Origin of the sequence: Bacillus sp. EU55 (assembly GCF_038005925.1) — a bacterium.
Taxonomy (GTDB): Bacteria; Bacillota; Bacilli; order Bacillales; family Bacillaceae; genus Bacillus; species Bacillus velezensis.
This window is the reverse complement of the sequence record NZ_JBBOUE010000001.1, coordinates 600699-617500: the sequence shown is the minus strand read 5'-3', so window position 1 is coordinate 617500 and position 16802 is coordinate 600699. Positions and strand designations below refer to the sequence as shown.

General features: G+C 46.6%; 17 protein-coding genes, 2 tRNA genes, 1 rRNA gene and 1 riboswitch (1 of these 21 only partly in view). Of the genes, 9 read left to right on the top strand and 11 right to left on the bottom strand.

Features of this window, described 5'->3' with window-relative positions:
* From NYE50_RS03230 to NYE50_RS03210, 5 genes are all read right to left on the bottom strand, one after another.
* Positions 1-991: ribosomal RNA gene (locus NYE50_RS03230) — 16S ribosomal RNA — on the bottom strand; it reaches 559 nt to the left of the window's first position.
* Positions 992-1153: 162 nt separating this feature from the next.
* A tRNA-Gly gene (locus NYE50_RS03225) sits at positions 1154-1227 on the bottom strand.
* A gap of 8 nt (positions 1228-1235) precedes the next feature.
* Positions 1236-1312, bottom strand: a tRNA-Arg gene (locus tag NYE50_RS03220).
* 302 nt (positions 1313-1614) lie between these two features.
* A complete protein-coding gene (locus NYE50_RS03215) occupies positions 1615-3033 on the bottom strand; it encodes a sugar porter family MFS transporter (RefSeq protein WP_224988682.1) in 1419 nt (472 codons plus the stop codon).
* Positions 3034-3461: 428 nt separating this feature from the next.
* Positions 3462-4538 (bottom strand): NADPH:quinone oxidoreductase family protein, encoded by a 1077-nt coding sequence (locus tag NYE50_RS03210; protein ID WP_236563916.1) that lies wholly within the window; start codon positions 4536-4538, stop codon positions 3462-3464.
* On the opposite strand from NYE50_RS03210, the gene NYE50_RS03205 reads away from it, so the two are divergent.
* The 6 genes from NYE50_RS03205 (at position 4537) to NYE50_RS03180 (ending at position 9184) form a co-directional block, all read left to right on the top strand.
* Positions 4537-5004 (top strand): SRPBCC family protein, encoded by a 468-nt coding sequence (locus NYE50_RS03205; RefSeq protein WP_020955414.1) that lies wholly within the window; start codon positions 4537-4539, stop codon positions 5002-5004. The two genes, NYE50_RS03210 and NYE50_RS03205, sit on opposite strands and share 2 nt — an antisense overlap.
* 111 nt (positions 5005-5115) lie before the next feature.
* Entirely contained in the window at positions 5116-5970 is an 855-nt protein-coding gene (locus NYE50_RS03200; protein ID WP_172868986.1) for a manganese catalase family protein, read from the top strand.
* A 237-nt stretch (positions 5971-6207) separates the two neighbouring features.
* Positions 6208-7770 carry an APC family permease gene (locus tag NYE50_RS03195; protein WP_159353845.1) on the top strand — a complete coding sequence of 521 codons (1563 nt, stop codon included), beginning with the start codon at positions 6208-6210 and terminating at the stop codon, positions 7768-7770.
* Positions 7771-7886: 116 nt separating this feature from the next.
* Positions 7887-8468 carry a TetR family transcriptional regulator gene (locus NYE50_RS03190; protein WP_007409294.1) on the top strand — a complete coding sequence of 194 codons (582 nt, stop codon included), beginning with the start codon at positions 7887-7889 and terminating at the stop codon, positions 8466-8468.
* A gap of 72 nt (positions 8469-8540) precedes the next feature.
* Positions 8541-8870, top strand: a complete 330-nt coding sequence (locus tag NYE50_RS03185; RefSeq protein ID WP_003156023.1) for a DMT family transporter — start codon at positions 8541-8543, stop codon at positions 8868-8870.
* On the top strand, positions 8870-9184 hold the full coding sequence (locus tag NYE50_RS03180; protein WP_003156024.1) for a DMT family transporter: 315 nt from the start codon (positions 8870-8872) through the stop codon (positions 9182-9184). The genes NYE50_RS03185 and NYE50_RS03180 overlap by 1 nt, the downstream gene beginning before the upstream one ends.
* Positions 9185-9243: 59 nt before the next feature.
* Here the strand turns inward: NYE50_RS03180 and NYE50_RS03175 are convergent, their stop codons facing one another.
* The 3 genes from NYE50_RS03175 to NYE50_RS03165 all read right to left on the bottom strand — a co-directional run bounded on the left by NYE50_RS03175 (position 9244) and on the right by NYE50_RS03165 (position 11972).
* Complete coding sequence (locus NYE50_RS03175) at positions 9244-10458, bottom strand: CynX/NimT family MFS transporter (protein ID WP_012116961.1); 1215 nt, start codon at positions 10456-10458, stop codon at positions 9244-9246.
* Entirely contained in the window at positions 10448-11134 is a 687-nt protein-coding gene (locus NYE50_RS03170; RefSeq protein ID WP_031378597.1) for a FadR/GntR family transcriptional regulator, read from the bottom strand. The genes NYE50_RS03175 and NYE50_RS03170 overlap by 11 nt, the downstream gene beginning before the upstream one ends.
* A gap of 121 nt (positions 11135-11255) precedes the next feature.
* Positions 11256-11972 (bottom strand): GntR family transcriptional regulator, encoded by a 717-nt coding sequence (locus NYE50_RS03165; RefSeq protein WP_159353844.1) that lies wholly within the window; start codon positions 11970-11972, stop codon positions 11256-11258.
* 177 nt (positions 11973-12149) lie between these two features.
* Positions 12150-12249, top strand: a riboswitch (purine riboswitch).
* 54 nt (positions 12250-12303) lie between these two features.
* On the opposite strand from NYE50_RS03165, the gene NYE50_RS03160 reads away from it, so the two are divergent.
* Positions 12304-13464: an MFS transporter gene (locus tag NYE50_RS03160; RefSeq protein WP_007409299.1), complete on the top strand. Its 1161-nt coding sequence runs from the start codon at positions 12304-12306 to the stop codon at positions 13462-13464.
* Positions 13465-13515: 51 nt separating this feature from the next.
* Here the strand turns inward: NYE50_RS03160 and NYE50_RS03155 are convergent, their stop codons facing one another.
* Positions 13516-14082: a YdhK family protein gene (locus NYE50_RS03155; RefSeq protein WP_014417056.1), complete on the bottom strand. Its 567-nt coding sequence runs from the start codon at positions 14080-14082 to the stop codon at positions 13516-13518.
* Between the two features lie 196 nt (positions 14083-14278).
* Here NYE50_RS03155 and NYE50_RS03150 point away from each other — a divergent pair, with 196 nt between their 5' ends.
* Complete coding sequence (locus NYE50_RS03150) at positions 14279-14452, top strand: hypothetical protein (protein ID WP_007409301.1); 174 nt, start codon at positions 14279-14281, stop codon at positions 14450-14452.
* A gap of 52 nt (positions 14453-14504) precedes the next feature.
* Here the strand turns inward: NYE50_RS03150 and NYE50_RS03145 are convergent, their stop codons facing one another.
* Positions 14505-15863 carry a serine hydrolase gene (locus tag NYE50_RS03145; protein WP_159353843.1) on the bottom strand — a complete coding sequence of 453 codons (1359 nt, stop codon included), beginning with the start codon at positions 15861-15863 and terminating at the stop codon, positions 14505-14507.
* A gap of 136 nt (positions 15864-15999) precedes the next feature.
* The gene (locus NYE50_RS03140; RefSeq protein WP_007409303.1) at positions 16000-16269 is read right to left on the bottom strand and encodes a hypothetical protein; all 270 of its coding nucleotides are present in this window, start codon (positions 16267-16269) and stop codon (positions 16000-16002) included.
* Positions 16270-16499: 230 nt separating this feature from the next.
* Between NYE50_RS03140 and NYE50_RS03135 the strand changes: the two genes are divergently transcribed.
* Positions 16500-16754, top strand: a complete 255-nt coding sequence (locus NYE50_RS03135) for a hypothetical protein (protein WP_014417054.1) — start codon at positions 16500-16502, stop codon at positions 16752-16754.
* The last annotated feature ends 48 nt before the right edge of the window (positions 16755-16802 follow it).

The window sequence follows — 16802 nt, the reverse complement described above, 5'->3', positions numbered from 1 at the left end:
TAAGGTTCTTCGCGTTGCTTCGAATTAAACCACATGCTCCACCGCTTGTGCGGGCCCCCGTCAATTCCTTTGAGTTTCAGTCTTGCGACCGTACTCCCCAGGCGGAGTGCTTAATGCGTTAGCTGCAGCACTAAGGGGCGGAAACCCCCTAACACTTAGCACTCATCGTTTACGGCGTGGACTACCAGGGTATCTAATCCTGTTCGCTCCCCACGCTTTCGCTCCTCAGCGTCAGTTACAGACCAGAGAGTCGCCTTCGCCACTGGTGTTCCTCCACATCTCTACGCATTTCACCGCTACACGTGGAATTCCACTCTCCTCTTCTGCACTCAAGTTCCCCAGTTTCCAATGACCCTCCCCGGTTGAGCCGGGGGCTTTCACATCAGACTTAAGAAACCGCCTGCGAGCCCTTTACGCCCAATAATTCCGGACAACGCTTGCCACCTACGTATTACCGCGGCTGCTGGCACGTAGTTAGCCGTGGCTTTCTGGTTAGGTACCGTCAAGGTGCCGCCCTATTTGAACGGCACTTGTTCTTCCCTAACAACAGAGCTTTACGATCCGAAAACCTTCATCACTCACGCGGCGTTGCTCCGTCAGACTTTCGTCCATTGCGGAAGATTCCCTACTGCTGCCTCCCGTAGGAGTCTGGGCCGTGTCTCAGTCCCAGTGTGGCCGATCACCCTCTCAGGTCGGCTACGCATCGTCGCCTTGGTGAGCCGTTACCTCACCAACTAGCTAATGCGCCGCGGGTCCATCTGTAAGTGGTAGCCGAAGCCACCTTTTATGTCTGAACCATGCGGTTCAAACAACCATCCGGTATTAGCCCCGGTTTCCCGGAGTTATCCCAGTCTTACAGGCAGGTTACCCACGTGTTACTCACCCGTCCGCCGCTAACATCAGGGAGCAAGCTCCCATCTGTCCGCTCGACTTGCATGTATTAGGCACGCCGCCAGCGTTCGTCCTGAGCCAGGATCAAACTCTCCGATAAACGGATCACAGACTACATTCACTGCATCCCGCAGTAACGTCTGTGTGATCTGCATCATGCAGACCTTAGTTTGACTGACTACGCACATTGCTGTGCGATTTATTTAAAACTTTGAATTAACAGGTACGTTTTGTCTTGTTTAGTTTTCAAAGATCATTATAATGGAGCGGGTGATGAGAATCGAACTCACGACATCAGCTTGGAAGGCTGAGGTTTTACCACTAAACTACACCCGCGTTTGAATTGGCGCGCCCGAGAGGAGTCGAACCCCTAACCTTTTGATCCGTAGTCAAACGCTCTATCCAATTGAGCTACGGGCGCTTATCAGGCGACTTAACTATCATACTACCAATCAGTTATGATGTCAAGTGTTTTTTTATTTCTTTTCGAAGTCTTTTTCTCGACCTCATTTATTATACACGCTTTCGAGAATTTGTAAAGTCTTTTTTTAAAAGATCATTTTCTCATTTGTCGTTATCGCTTTGTTCATCAGCGACGTTTAATAATATACCATGCACTTTAAATTAGGTCAACACTTTTACGAAACTTTTTTCTCACTTATTATTCCCTTCTATATAATAAATAAAAAAGCAGGATTCCTAGGAACCCCGCGTCTATTCAGATTACCCGCTCACCTCAGCTTCTGCGCTATTAACATCTGTTTTTTCATAAGCACGGAAGTTTTGTTCAAGCTGTTCGAGCGACAGACCTTTCGTTTCCGGAAGGAACCTTTTCACAAATATAACGGACGCTATCCCTAACAAGACAAAAATGAAGAAGGTTGCAGACAATCCGATGTTTGCGAGCAGGACCGGAAAAGTGAAACCCACAAGGAAGTTCACGATCCAGAGGCAGAAGACAGTGACCCCCATACCAAGTCCCCGCAACCGAAGCGGGAATATCTCCGACAGCATCAGCCAGGTCACCGGAGAGACAGCCCCCTGCTGAAACGCAAGGAAAGTGACTGTTAATGAAAGAACCACATAAGGAAGAGCAGGCGATCCTTTCAGCACGACAGACAGAACTCCGATCAAAAGCAGCACCGCAGTCGTTCCGATCAGCCCCGTCATCAGCATCGGGCGGCGGCCGACTTTGCCGAGAAGCCATATTCCTACAAAAGTCGCGAGCACCGAAATCACACCGTTAGCGATATTGCCGATTAATGCGGCTTTTGTCTCGAAACCGGCATCTTTTAAAATTTGAGTTCCATAATACATAATTGAATTCACGCCGGTGAGCTGCTGCACTACCGCAATTCCGATCCCGATAAACACAATGCGGCGCACCCACGGAACGGCAAGATCCTTAAAGGCGGCCTGCTCCATCTCAGCTTCCTTATGAAAGGCAGATTCAATCTCAGCGAGCTCAGACTTCGCTTTCTCTTCATTCCTTATTCGCCGGAGAACGCGCAGAGCATCTTCTTTTCTTCCTTTAGAAACCAGCCAGCGCGGACTTTCAGGAACTTTCAGCATACCGAAAAACAAGAGTACCGCCGGAAGGGCCGCGATAACGAGCATATAACGCCAGGCGTGAGAGGTATCACCAAGCACATTGCCGATGATAGCATTACACGTGAAGGCAAGCAGCTGGCCCGTTACAATCATCAATTCATTTTGGGTAACCATTCTCCCTCGGCTTTCCGCCGGCGACATTTCAGCCAAATATGCCGGAACGGTTACGGATGCTCCCCCGACGGCAAGCCCCAGCAGAAAACGGGAGATGATCATAACCGATACGTTAGGCGCCAGTGTACATCCAAGCGTCGCTGCAAAGAACAAAACGGCAAGGATAAGGATATTTTTACGTCTGCCGTTATAGTCCGACAATCTCCCTCCGAAAACTGCTCCGATCGCAGCCCCCAAGAGCAGGGAGCTCGCCACCATCCCTTCAGTCAAAGCCGTAAGATTAAGCTGGTCAGCTTCCGCCATAAACGGCAGCGCCCCATTAATTACACCTGTATCGTAGCCGAAAAGAAGTCCCCCGAATGTCGATACCAAAATGATGGTTCTTAAAAATGAATGCTGGCTGCTATTTTTATTCATCTTCAAATCCTCCTAGTTTTTACACAGAGATAATATCGGAATATTCAGTTATCAATATTTACACCCATAACGTCTGCATACAAGTTCTGACCGTCCAAAACAGTTATATAAGAAGAAAATGATCTGAAAGCGTTATCATTTATAGTGATTATTCGCTCTCCCCTCTCGTCAAATTGTTATTTTATAGTTACTTTGTAGTGAAGTTATAATGATATTATTGGCGCTTATGTTATTATCATAATTTTAAAAGCGCTTTCAGTCAATAAATATTTCAGAAAATTTTATAACTTACCTTTATATTACCTATATGTAATCAATTTATATTTTTAATCAACTTATTTTCACGATATACTCAATAGTTAATCTCTTTTCAATAAATAATTGATTATATATTGAAAACCCCCAATCAGCAGTTGGGGGTTTTTGTTTTATTCTTCGTTTATCGTAACGATCGTTCTCCCTCTCGCTTCTCCTTTTAAAAGGGCAGGAAGCGTATCCGGCAGCTCTTCAAGTGTAATTTCCTTTTGAATAAAGGCCTCCAGATCTGCAGGCTTGAAGTCATCAGCTAAACGCTGCCATGTTTTCTTTCTTGTCTCCATCGGACAGAATACGGAATCAATTCCCAAGAGACTGACGCCGCGCAATATAAACGGGAAGACTGTAGCCGGGAGTTTCGTTCCCGCTGTCAGTCCGCTTACAGCAACTGATCCGCCGTACTGAATCTGACTGAGAACTGAAGCAAGCGGCTCACCTCCGACCGGATCGACGGCCGCTGCCCATTTTTGTTTTTGCATTGGTTTTAACGTGCCGTTATACACTTCGTCACGGTGAATGACCGTCTTTGCTCCGAGGCTCTTCAAATAGCCGCTTTCGTCTTCTTTTCCCGTACTGGCCTCGACCTCGTAACCTAAGGTTGAAAGAATGGAGACAGCAAAGCTTCCGACGCCGCCTGTCGCTCCTGTCACCAGCACCTTCCCTTTTTCAGGAGCGGCATGGTTTTCTTCAAGACGCCGTACGGACAATGCGGCAGTGAAGCCGGCGGTTCCGATCGTCATGGCTTCTTTAAGTGTCAGACCTTCAGGCAGCGGCACGATCCAATCAGCCGGAATGCGGGCCATCCCGCTATAACCGCCAAAGCGGGAAACACCTATGCCGTAGCTTGTCGCAATGACTTTGTCCCCCTCTTTGAAACGGGCGTCATCTGAGGAAACGACGATTCCCGCTAAATCAATTCCCGGCACGAAAGGATACGACGTTACAATCTTGCCGTCAGGAATGGCAGCCAAGCTGTCTTTATAATTCACCCCTGAGTAGCAAACCTTAATCAGCACTTCACCCTCGGGAAGGTCCTGAACCGCCAGCTCCCGTACGCTGACTGAAAACCGGTCTTCATGTTGATTGAATGTCTTTGGAAAAGCATAGAATAAGTTTGATTTGATTTCAAATGTCCTGCCCCGTGTAGGATGATCAAAAGTAAAAACAGCGAAAGAGTGGTTACGCATCATGTCTGATAAACAAAACAAAGATAACAAAAACAACAACAGCAGCAATCAGCCATTACCGGACATTATTCATACCGCCGTTTTCAAGGCGCCGATACAAGTTGTCTGGGATACGGTCTCCACTGCGGACGGCCTGTCTCTCTGGTTTATGCCGAATGATTTCACACCTCAAGAAGACAGTGAGTTTCAGCTGGAATCTCCGTTCGGTCCGTCTCCGTGCAAGCTGCTGGATATCGAAGCGCCGTACCGCCTTTCTTTTTCGTGGGATACGGAAGGCTGGATCGTTTCTTTTGTCTTAAAGGAAACGGAAAGCGGAGATACGGAATTCACTCTCATTCACGGCGGATGGAAAGAGCCGGAAGCCGTCATCAATAAAGTCAATCGGAAAAGCTCCGAGATTCACAGTACGATGGATCAAGGATGGAACGGGCTTGTCAACACGAAACTTCGCGGAGCGGTTGAGGCTTAACACAAAAGGACGGACACGCTTCCCGTCCTTTTTTTGATGCCGATACATAAAAACTGACTTTGCAAAGACACTAACAGAAGAACCGAAAACTTCTTTCAGGGGGCGCTGTTTATGTATTATTACAAAGAAGAGCTGATCAATATCATTAAACCGGACAAGCCGGACCCGGCCGCGGCCAAGGTGCTTCAGGAAATTTTAGGCGGGCACTACGGAGAAATGCGGACGATGATGCAATACTTTTTCCAAAGCTCTAATTTCAGAGGAAAAGAAAAACAGTTCCGTGACCTGCTTCGCGGTGTATTTTTAGAAGAGATCGCACACGTTGAGCTTGTCCAGCATACGATTAATGCGCTGCTCGACGAAAGCGGCGCTGAGGGCCCCGGAAATCAGGCAGCAGATCAGGCGCCGCTTGACGAAGCAGTTAAACACGCCAATCCGCACCATTTTATTATCGGAGCGCAAAGTTCTCTTCCTGTAGACGCCGGCGGCAATCCATGGAACGGGTCTTGGGTATACAACCACGGGAATCTGATTTCCGATTTATTGGACAATGTCGTGCTGGAATCAACCGGCGTGCTGCAAAAGACGCGCATTTATGAAATGAGTTCAAATCAGACGTTCAGAGAAACACTCGGTTTTCTGATCGTCCGTGACAACGCCCATCAAAATGGATTTACAAAAGCGTTGGAAACACTGGGTGTCGAATGGGGCAAATTATTTCCCGTGCCAAATTATGATATTGAAAAATACCCGGAATGCCGGAAATTCGTTGAGATGGGTTATCATAATACTCAATTTAATTTCAGACTGGATCCGACACGGATCGGAGAAATTCTGCAGGGAACGACGCCGAGCCGAAACGGCGGCGAATTAAGTGTGTCCGAGCCTCCTAAAGGTTTCCCCGTGCCGGAACTTCCTGAGCTTCCGAATGAGCACAGCCCCGGACTGAAAGATATGAACTTGTAACAAAAAACGCCTGTTTCGGGCGTTTTTTGTTTTTCTGAATATGAGGTTTGAATGTGTTTAAAACGGGGAATATAAGCCGGGAGATCTTGCCATACGGCCGTTATTATAATGTGAGCACATTGCTGTACATACTTCGTTTCGAAAGTTGTCCTAATTTTCCAGCCGGCCGGCTGGGTATGTTTGAATGATAATGGGAATTATGTAAAGAGAACAATGTCTTTTCTAAGGAGGCAGCGAATGTCTAAGCAAGGAAACTTCCAGAAAACTATGTCACTTTTTGATCTTATTTTAATCGGCATGGGAGCCATATTCGGTTCGGCATGGCTGTTTGCCGTCAGCAACGTCGCCTCTAAAGCGGGTCCATCAGGCGTTTTTTCCTGGCTGATCGGCGGGGGAATCATCTTATTGATCGGCTTGGTTTATGCGGAACTGGGCGCCGCGCTGCCGCGGACCGGGGGAATTATCCGGTATCCCGTATATTCACACGGACACCTCGTCGGATATTTAATTTCCTTTGTCACCATTGTGGCATACACGAGCCTTATTTCTATAGAAGTCACGGCAGTCCGCCAATACGTGGCGTATTGGTTTCCCGGTTTGACCGTAAAAGGCTCCGATTCTCCGACAATTGCCGGGTGGATATTGCAATTTGCGCTGCTCTGCCTGTTCTTCCTCCTCAATTACTGGAGTGTCAAAACCTTTGCGAAAGCAAACTTCATTATTTCGATTTTTAAATATGTCGTACCGATTACGGTAATTGTGGTACTGATTTTTCATTTTCACCCGGGCAATATGACCGTTCACGGATTCGCGCCTTTTGGTTTCACCGGAATTCAGGCCGCGATTTCCACAGGCGGCGTCATGTTTGCATACCTTGGGCTGCATCCGATTGTGGCTGTCGCAAGTGAAGTGCAGAATCCGAAGCGGAACATTCCGATCGCATTGATTGTCTGTATTATCGTTTCTACTATTATTTACACCGTGCTGCAGCTCACTTTTATCGGGGCGATCCCGGCGGATACCCTGAAGCACGGATGGCCGGCTATCGGGACTGAATTCTCCCTTCCGTTCAAAGATATCGCCGTTTTGCTCGGTTTGGGGTGGCTGGCGACATTGGTCATTTTAGATGCGATTTTATCACCGGGCGGTAACGGAAATATCTTTATGAATACGACTTCACGTCTCGTCTATGCGTGGGCCAGAAACGGAACATTATTCAGCATTTTTTCTAAAGTCAATAAAGAAACCGGGACACCGCGCGCCTCCCTTTGGCTTTCGTTCGGTCTGGCTGTTTTTTGGACGCTTCCGTTCCCTTCTTGGAACGCTCTTGTCAACGTATGCTCCGTCGCATTGATTCTGTCTTATGCGATTGCGCCGATTTCTTCTGCAGCGCTGAGAGTCAACGCAAAGAACATTAACAGACCGTTTTATTTAAAAGGGATGAGCATCATCGGGCCGCTGTCGTTTATTTTTACCTCTTATATTGTATATTGGTCCGGATGGCGCACCGTATCCTGGCTTCTCGGTTCTCAAATTGTCATGTTTCTGATCTATCTCTGTTTCAGTAAATATGCTCCCAAAGATGATGTCAGCATACGCCAGCAGCTGAAATCAGCATGGTGGATCGTCGGCTTTTATGTCATGATGCTGATTTTCTCCTATCTCGGCTCGTTCGGCCACGGATTGGGCATTATCAGCAATCCGCTTGACCTGATTCTGATCGCCATCGGTTCGCTCGGTATTTATTACTGGGCAAAATATACGGGACTGCCGAAGGCTATAATCGACAGTGATAAATGACGAATACCGGAAAGAAGTATGGTCTTCTTTCCGGTATTTTTATTTTAAGGGATGACAAAAAAGAGAACATGCGATAAAATGAATGACAGTCATTCATAAAAGGAGGAACCCCTCTATTGGCAAAACAAAGCTCGGGAAAATACGAAAAGATCCTGCAAGCCGCGATTGAAGTCATTTCTGAAAAAGGATTAGACAAAGCTTCCATTTCAGAAATCGTCAAAAAAGCCGGAACGGCCCAAGGTACGTTTTACTTATATTTTTCTTCTAAAAACGCACTGATATCCGCGATTGCAGAAAACCTGCTCGACACTACGCTGGACAGAATAAAAGGGAAAACGGACGGTTCTGAAGATTTTTGGACGTTGCTGGACATTTTGGTAGATGAGACATTTCACATCACCCGGCTTCATAAAGATATTATCGTTCTCTGTTATTCCGGTCTTGCCATCGATCATTCAATGGAGAAATGGGAAGCCATTTATCAGCCTTATTATTCCTGGCTGGAAGGCGTGATCAATACGGCCATTGAACAGGGTGAGGTCCACAGCGGCATTCATGTCAGATGGACGGCCAGAACGATTATCAACGTTGTCGAGAACGCGGCTGAACGGTTTTATATCGGCTGTGAACAGGATGTCGATCTCGAAGTATATAAAAAAGAAATATTCAGCTTTCTCAAAAGAAGCTTGCAGAAATGATTGGCGGAGACCGATCATTTTTGACCGCCGTAAAAATGACTGACATTCATTCATAACTGAGGTGACTGTATCATGTATTGGCTGCTTGTATTGATAGCCGGACTGTTAGAAGTAGTTTGGGCGTCCGCCCTGAAGCATGCGGATTCGCTCTTTGATTGGATTGGTATTTTCCTTCTGATTGCCGTCAGCTTTCTGATGCTGATCCGCTCTTATAAAAAAATTCCAATGGCTGCCGCATATACCGTTTTTGTCGGAATAGGCACCGTCGGCACATATGTAACGGGCGTCATTTTAGGCGAATCGTTTTCAATCGGGCAAATATTCTTTTTGGCTTTGCTGTTGTCCGGCATTTTAGGAATGAAGGTTTTTACGAAAGAAACTGAAACAAGGGGTGAACATTAATGGCATGGCTGCTGTTATTTATTGCCGGAGCGGAGGAAGTTGTAGCGGCCGTTGCCATGAAACATATTGACGGTTTTAAAAAAAAGTGGCCGCTGATTGTCATGGTAACAGGCTTTATGCTTTCATTCTTTTGCCTTTCCGGAGCGATGCAGGTTCTTCCCACAGGTGTCGCGTATGCGGCTTGGACCGGCATGGGAAGCATCGGCGTTTCGGCCGTGGGCATACTTTGGTTTAAAGAAAAATTCAATCTGTCACAATTGGTGTCTCTGGGGCTTATCCTCATCGGTGTCATCGGCTTAAAACTGACAGCGTGACGGCCTGAGACAGCTTTTCAAATAAAAAACAAAGGACCCTAAACGGGCCCTTTGTTTTTTTATGCTGTTTTGATCTGTTCTGCTTTTCCCGCTCCGACTCCGAAAATAAAAATCAGAACGGAGACTGCGATCAGCATGAATAACGGAACCGTCCAGCCGTGCGTGATGTCATGCAGCAAACCGAATACGAGCGGCCCGAACGCGGCAAGCAGGTATCCGAATGACTGAGCCATGCCGGAAAGCGCCGCGGCTTCATGAACATGCCGGGTCCGCAGGCTGAAGAACATCATCGCCAAGCTGAACGCACATCCTCCCGCAATTCCGATCAAAATGACCCATAGCGGAGTGAGAGCCGGGCTTCCGAAAAGAACGCCGGCAATGCCGATAAGGAAAAATAAAGCCGTCAGTCCGGCGAGTGCGCGCTGATTTTTCATTTTAGCGGCAGCGATCGGCACGATAAAAGTAATCGGCAGGACTGAGAATTGCATTAATGAAAGCATCCATCCCGCCTTACTTGAGCTGAGTCCATTCTGCTGAAGAATTTCCGGCAGCCAAGCGATGACGGTGTAAAAAATAAGGGATTGCAGCCCCATGAACATCGTCACCTTCCAAGCAAGCGGAGACCGCAGCAGACTGCTTTTCTTCTCTCCGTTTGTCCCAGTCGTGCGGACGGGCAGTTCGCGTCCTCGCATTTGCGGAATCCACATGACAAACGCAATGAAAGAAAGGATAGCCCAGCAGCCGAGCGCGCCTTTCCAGCCTAACCCCGCTGAAGAGGCGATCGGCACGCTGATGCCGGATGCAATCGCGCCGCACAGATTCATAGAAACCGAGTAGACGCCGGTCATGATGCCTAAATTTCCGGGAAACTTATGTTTAATGAGACTCGGCAGCAGGACATTGCATACGGCGATCGACAATCCCAACAGGATCGTTCCGAAAAAGAGAGTGCCGATTCCGGCGATGGAGCGCAGCAGAGTTCCGGCTGTCAGGACAATTAATGATGACAGTAACACAATCTCGGTCCCGAAGCGCCGGGACAATAAAGGAACAAACGGCGACAGACATGCAAAGGCCAAAAGCGGCACTGTCGTAATGGTGCCGGCAGCCGCATTGGTCATGCCGAGGCTGTCCCGAATTGAGGAAACGAGCGGCCCGACCGATGTCAGAGGCGCTCTGAGGTTGGCTCCTATCAATATGACTCCGATGACCAGCAATATCAGTTTTTTACGCTGACTTGCTTGCAGAATTTGATGTTCGTCTTTAATTTTCATGTTCATCCTCCATGTGTATTGTATCTTTAAATACTGTGATGTATTGGTTGACGGCCTCCATGGCCTGATCCGGTTTCTGTCCGATAATCGCGGCGGCAAGCTGGGTGTGGATCCGTATAGCAGGGGTGATTTCCAACAGGTTATGGACTGACGCACAAAGCGCCTCCGTCATATGCTCGTATAGATCAGAAAGCATGTTGTTATGGGCCGCCTGTACAATGGTTTTGTGCAGTTTAATGTCAGCCTCGGCATACCGTTTTCGATCTTCATTTTGCAAGGCCGCTTCACATTCATCCAAGCACACCTTCAGTGCTTTCAGGTCTTCGTCATTACGCCTTTCCGCCGCCAATCGCGCAGCTTCTCTTTCGAGTGCGTATCTGACTTCTAATGTTTCAAGCAAATTTGATTTTTTAATATGGCGGTAAAATGCCGCGCCGAGAACACTGGATGAGCTGACATACGTACCGCTCCCCTGCCTTGTCTGAAGCAGGCCGGCATGTACGAGCGCTCGAATGGCCTCACGCAATGTGTTTCGGCTCACATCAAATTGCTTCATTAAATCCAGCTCAGGGGGAATGCGCGTCCCGACCGGCCATTTATCCGATTGAATTAACGATTCAATTTGCGTCACCACTTGTTCTACGAGCGACAGTCTGCTTGTTTTGGATATCTCCATCAAAACACCTCTGAAATTTGTAGGATGATTCTATCATTGGGTAATATAACATAAAAGAAGCGAAGATGTAAATCAGCGGCAACAAAAAAAGAGTGAGTTTTTCTCTCACTCTTCGGCGCTTTTATGAACGTTTTATATTGACTGAGGTCACGACAAACTTGTCATGACGGTGGCGGGAAAATGAATATTCAAAGGGAGTGCCGTTGTCCAAAAAGCCTACATGCTCGACTTCAAGTATCGGGTCATCCGGCCGGCAGCCGAGATATTGCTGATCCATATCATCCGACTTGCACGCTCTGATTTTTCTGTGTGAGCCTGCGATTTTGAGCTGGAGTTCCCGCGTAATATGATCGTAGATGGAATGGTTGAGCACCTCGTCATTAATGCCGGGTATAAGGCTCACCGGCATGTACGTTTTTTCAAGAACGTACGGTTCGCCTTCAACAATTCTGAGCCTCACTACATAATAGACGGGAGTCTTTTCATCGATGGCCAAATGTGCGGCGACATCTTGAGACGGAAACTGCACTTCAAACCGGATGACCTTACTCTTGATATTTTTTCCTTTTAACAAATTGCTCAGACCGAGAATTTCGTTGCTGACTACGTGAACGTGCTCATCCTGCATGGCTGATTGAATGATAAACGTGCCGTGCCCTCTTTTTCTGAAAAGCATCCCTTCAGCCGCAAGTGTATCAAGCGCCCGCTTCATTGTCATCCGGCTGCACCCGAACTCCGCAGCGAGCGTCTTTTCATCCGGGATCGGCTGATCTATGTCATATACACTGCTTTTAATCCTCTTTCTCATTTCGTTGGCGATTTTTTCGTACTTATTCATCGGTTTCCTCCGGCTGTATAATGTTTGATCTGTATAGACTCCTTACGGTTATCATAAATTTTTTTCCCTGCTTCATCAATGACGTTACAGGCGCCGATATTGAAATTGAAAGGATTTCCTCGAATTTTCTATGGAATCTCCCTCACTATTATGGTAGAATTTTTTGCAGAAACGGACACAACCGAATATTGCATACATTGTATAACCTCAATGATATGGTTTGAGGGTGTCTACCAGGAACCGTAAAATCCTGATTACAAAAATTGTCCCGTACACTTTTTGTAATCAGGATTTTTTATTTTCTAAAAAATAAAAAAAGGAGTATCTGTACATGAATTTCAAAGTATTTCTGCTTGCAGCATCTACCATCGCAGTCGGATTGGTTGAATTAATTGTGGGCGGTATTCTTCCGCAAATCGCTTCCGACTTAGATATATCCATCGTCAGCGCGGGGCAGCTGATCAGCGTGTTTGCGCTCGGTTACGCGGTATCCGGCCCGCTGCTTTTGGCAGTGACGGCAAAGGCTGAACGAAAGCGGCTTTATTTAATCGCACTGTTTATTTTCTTCCTAAGTAATCTGGTCGCTTATTTCAGTCCCAATTTCGCCGTACTTATGGTGTCACGGGTGCTCGCTTCCATGAGCACAGGGCTGATTGTCGTCCTTTCTTTAACGATTGCTCCTAAAATCGTGGCGCCTGAATACAGAGCGCGGGCGATCGGCATCATTTTCATGGGGTTCAGCTCCGCAATCGCTTTAGGCGTGCCTGTCGGCATTATCATCAGCAATGCCTTCGGATGGCGCGTTCTGTTCTTGGGAATCGGCGTATTATCTCTCGTTTCCATGCTGATTATCAGCGTCTTTTTCGAAAAAATACCTGCTGAAAAAATGATTCCGTTTCGTGAGCAGATCAAGACGATCGGGACCGCCAAAATTGCCAGCGCACATCTTGTCACCTTGTTTACATTGGCGGGGCATTACACACTCTATGCCTACTTTGCGCCTTTTTTGGAAAGAACGCTTCATTTGAGTTCCGTTTGGGTCAGTGTATGCTACTTTTTGTTCGGTCTGTCAGCGGTATGCGGCGGCCCGTTCGGAGGCTGGCTGTATGACCGCTTAGGGGCATTTAAAAGCATCATGCTTGTGACCGTTTCTTTCGCTCTGATCCTGTTTATTCTTCCGCTGACAACGGTTTCTTTAATCATTTTCCTGCCTGCGATGGTGATCTGGGGATTGCTCAGCTGGAGCCTTGCGCCGGCGCAGCAAAGCTATTTAATCAAAATTGCACCTGAGTCTTCCGATATTCAGCAAAGCTTCAACACGTCCGCTTTGCAGATCGGCATCGCGCTCGGGTCAGCCATCGGCGGCGGCGTGATCGGACAAACCGGTTCAGTCACAGCAACAGCCTGGTGCGGAGGTTTGATTGTCATTATCGCTGTCGCGTTAGCTGTATTCTCTTTAACGAGACCCGCTTTGAAAAGAAAATCCGCATAAATGTGAGACCGCAAAAAAGCCAAAGGAGTTCCTTCGGCTTTGGCGGTCTTTTTATTTTGCGGCAGCAAGCTCGTCTTCTGTCACCCATTTATGATTGGTTACTTTTTGGCCGCCGTCAGTCGGTGTATAGTCGACCATATAAACGGTTGTCTTTTTGGCTGAATCAATAACGGCTTCGGCGCCCTTCATGCCTTTCATATGGGATGCCTCGATCACGGCCTTGTCACCCGGTTTTAGCGTTTTATTACCGGCGCCCTTCAGCTCTTCCTGAATGACCCATTTATGATCTTCGACGCGCTTTCCTCCCGTTTCCGGAGTGTAAGATACACTGTAAACCGTTGTATCATAAGCACCTTTTACGGTTCCTTGCGCATTTTTCATGCCTTTCATATGAGAAGCTAAAATCATGACGTCACTGCCGACCTTATAAGTCGGATTTTCGGCCTTCTTTAAACCTTTCGGCACCTCGGATGAACCTGAGTGATTCATGTCTTCGTGAGAGTGCGTTTCTTTGTCTTTCGCTTTTTCGCTTCCTCCTGAAGATTGGCTGTTGCATCCGGCAAGCGCCAGAACGGGGATCAGGAGAAACATGCTGAATAAAAATAGTCTCGCTTTCATTTCAAGAACTCCTTTGCCTTTTTGATTTTTCACTTTCCCTTTCGTTTCTTCGGTAAAACAAAAAGATGGCCTGTCATTTCTCCTAATTCTTCAAATCTCTCTTTATTGCCTTTCATCAGGTGAAATTGTTCACAAAATGTACACATTAATGGAGATGCAGTATAATTCAATTATCAGATAATAGGGGGAACTCATCATGAAAACGAAGGTTTTTGCGGTGGTATTGGGCGCTGTTTTAATGATTGCGGGGTTGGTTTTGGCAGAAGTTTCGCTTTATATGGAATACATCACAATGCTCGGAGCTATGATTTTTTCTTCTATATTTATGTCAGAGCCGAAAAGAAAATTTCGCGTCATCAAAGGGGTTTGACTTTTCTATTACCGCCGTCTTCTCAGGACGGCGGTTTTGTTTTGCATGTCACTCAGTCTATCCTCACAGCCGTTTCTTCTGTGCCGTCCTGATATAAAACAAAATGCGGGGCTGTTTGTGCTTTATCACCTGCAAATTCAATTTCAAGCGGCAGCGCCCTGACAAAATAACGGGTTTCCGTCATTGGGAATATTTCGAATGGTGTCTGCCCGTCTATTGTAAGATACAATCGGTTTTCTTTTACCGCCACCGATGCATGTGTGTCATCCTGAAATGAGTAATTGCCGGTAAATCTGCTGTAAATCGCAGGATCGATATCTGCTTTTTTCTGATCTGCCGGACGTTTCGGAATCACGTATGGCTGATCAAATAAGATGTTTACAGCCGCGGCAATTACAGCTTGTTCAAATTGATACGATTGTTCCATATTGCTGAGATAAATCAGTGTTTTATTCTGGTCAATATACCGGATCATCAGAGTTGAATAGCCCGGCCAGCCTCCGTCGTGACTGATAACCTTCCCTTTTTGCCGGCTGTTTTGAATCATCCAGCCAAATCCGTATCCGAATTGCTCTTCTTCATTCCAATAGCCCGGTGTAAACGCTTGATTTTTAGACTCTTTGCTGATGATTTCTTCCGTATAAAGAGCCTGATCAAACAGATATAAATCTCTAATAGCGGAGTTAACGGTTCCGTCACCTTGAATTCCGTCAAGAAAGACGACATAATCAGTTTCCTCAAGTTCATCCGGCAGCACATATTCTCCGGAATGAACATCATACACATAGCCATATGCATAGTTCGGGATGTTTTCTTTACTCAGCCTTCTGTTATAAATCCGCGTATCGTGCATACGAAGCGGATGAAATACGGCTTGTTTCATAAATTCAGCAAAACTCATGCCTGATACAATTTCTATAATAACCGCTAACACCACATACCCCGTATTACTGTACAGCCACTCCTTGCCCGGCGGGAAATAAGCATCCGGTTTATGCTGCTTAAGCATATTGATCACATCTTGATGAACGGCAATTCTGTCCCGGTCCCAATGTGTTAAGAACAACTCCATATAGTCCGGCAATCCTGACGTATGATGGAGTAAATGCCGAATGGTAATGCCCGGATAAGGAAAATCAGGAAGCCACCGCTCTATCATATCGTCATAACGCAGCTTCCCTTGCTGCTCTAAAATGATAACGCCTAAAGCTGTAAACGGCTTCGATACTGAGGCCAATTCAAAGACCGATTGGTCATTCAGCATCCTCTTTGTTTTCAGTTCTGCAGCGCCGAATGAACCCTGGTATAAGATGCGGCCGTTTTCCGCTGCCAATACAGCGCCGTTTATTTCATGTCTTCCGTCTAAAGTGCTGAAAAGCTGTTCAAACGCTTGTTTTTTCTTATCGTTCATTTCACGAACCTCCATATACAAGCTGATTTACCCTTTTATACGAACGGCCGCTTTAGAAGTTTCAATATTTTCCCTTTCCGGAACACCAGTCAGGATACTGCCGTTCAGGCAGCCGCGGAGGTTTGATGAATGTCTTTTATTCACACAATACTGTGCAGGCTTCGAATTCAACATGCTTCTCGTCTTTATTTGCACCGGCAATTTCCATAGTCGAAAACATCGCGCAGACGACGGCTTTGTATTCGTTCATGACGGTTTGAATTTCAATCAGGAACCGTTCGGATGAAGCCGCGTATTCCGTTACGTACTCTTTCATTTTGCCGATAATATCATCTGCCTGACGGCTGAAGCCGGCCGCCTCCAAGTCACTCTCAAACTGGTTTTTGTTGATCATATGAATATGCATTTTTTAAAGGCTCCTTTCAGAGCATTTTGTGGTTATATCTACTGTAAAGGACAGGCTTGGATAAACTTTTAATAAAATATGAACAAAATATGAATTGGCTCATCGGCCTGACCGGCGGGCTTTCGGCTGTGCTCCGTTTCATTTGGACTACATGAAATAATGACTTCTTTACTCTGTTAAAAACAGCTCATATATGATCTAATACCAGTAAAATGTTTAGGAGGCGGCCTATGTCAGCAGCAGGAAATCGGCAAAAATTTTGGGTCATGGCGATGCTTATAGCGGTCTTTGCCGTGTTCGTTTTCTCTTTTTCTGAGAATCATTCACAAAAGGACTGGCACACGGCGGTTGACCAGGCGTCAGTGAATGTCTTCGGCCAGCAGATCTTTGAAAAAGACCGTCTGGCAAAAACACTCGACGCACGTGAGGCAGAATCTCTTTTGACTCTTGTGAAACTTGCAAATGAAGAACATCACATCATCTAAAAGCCATTATAAAAAGCCTGTTTCCCTTTGGCAGAGGAAACAGGCTTT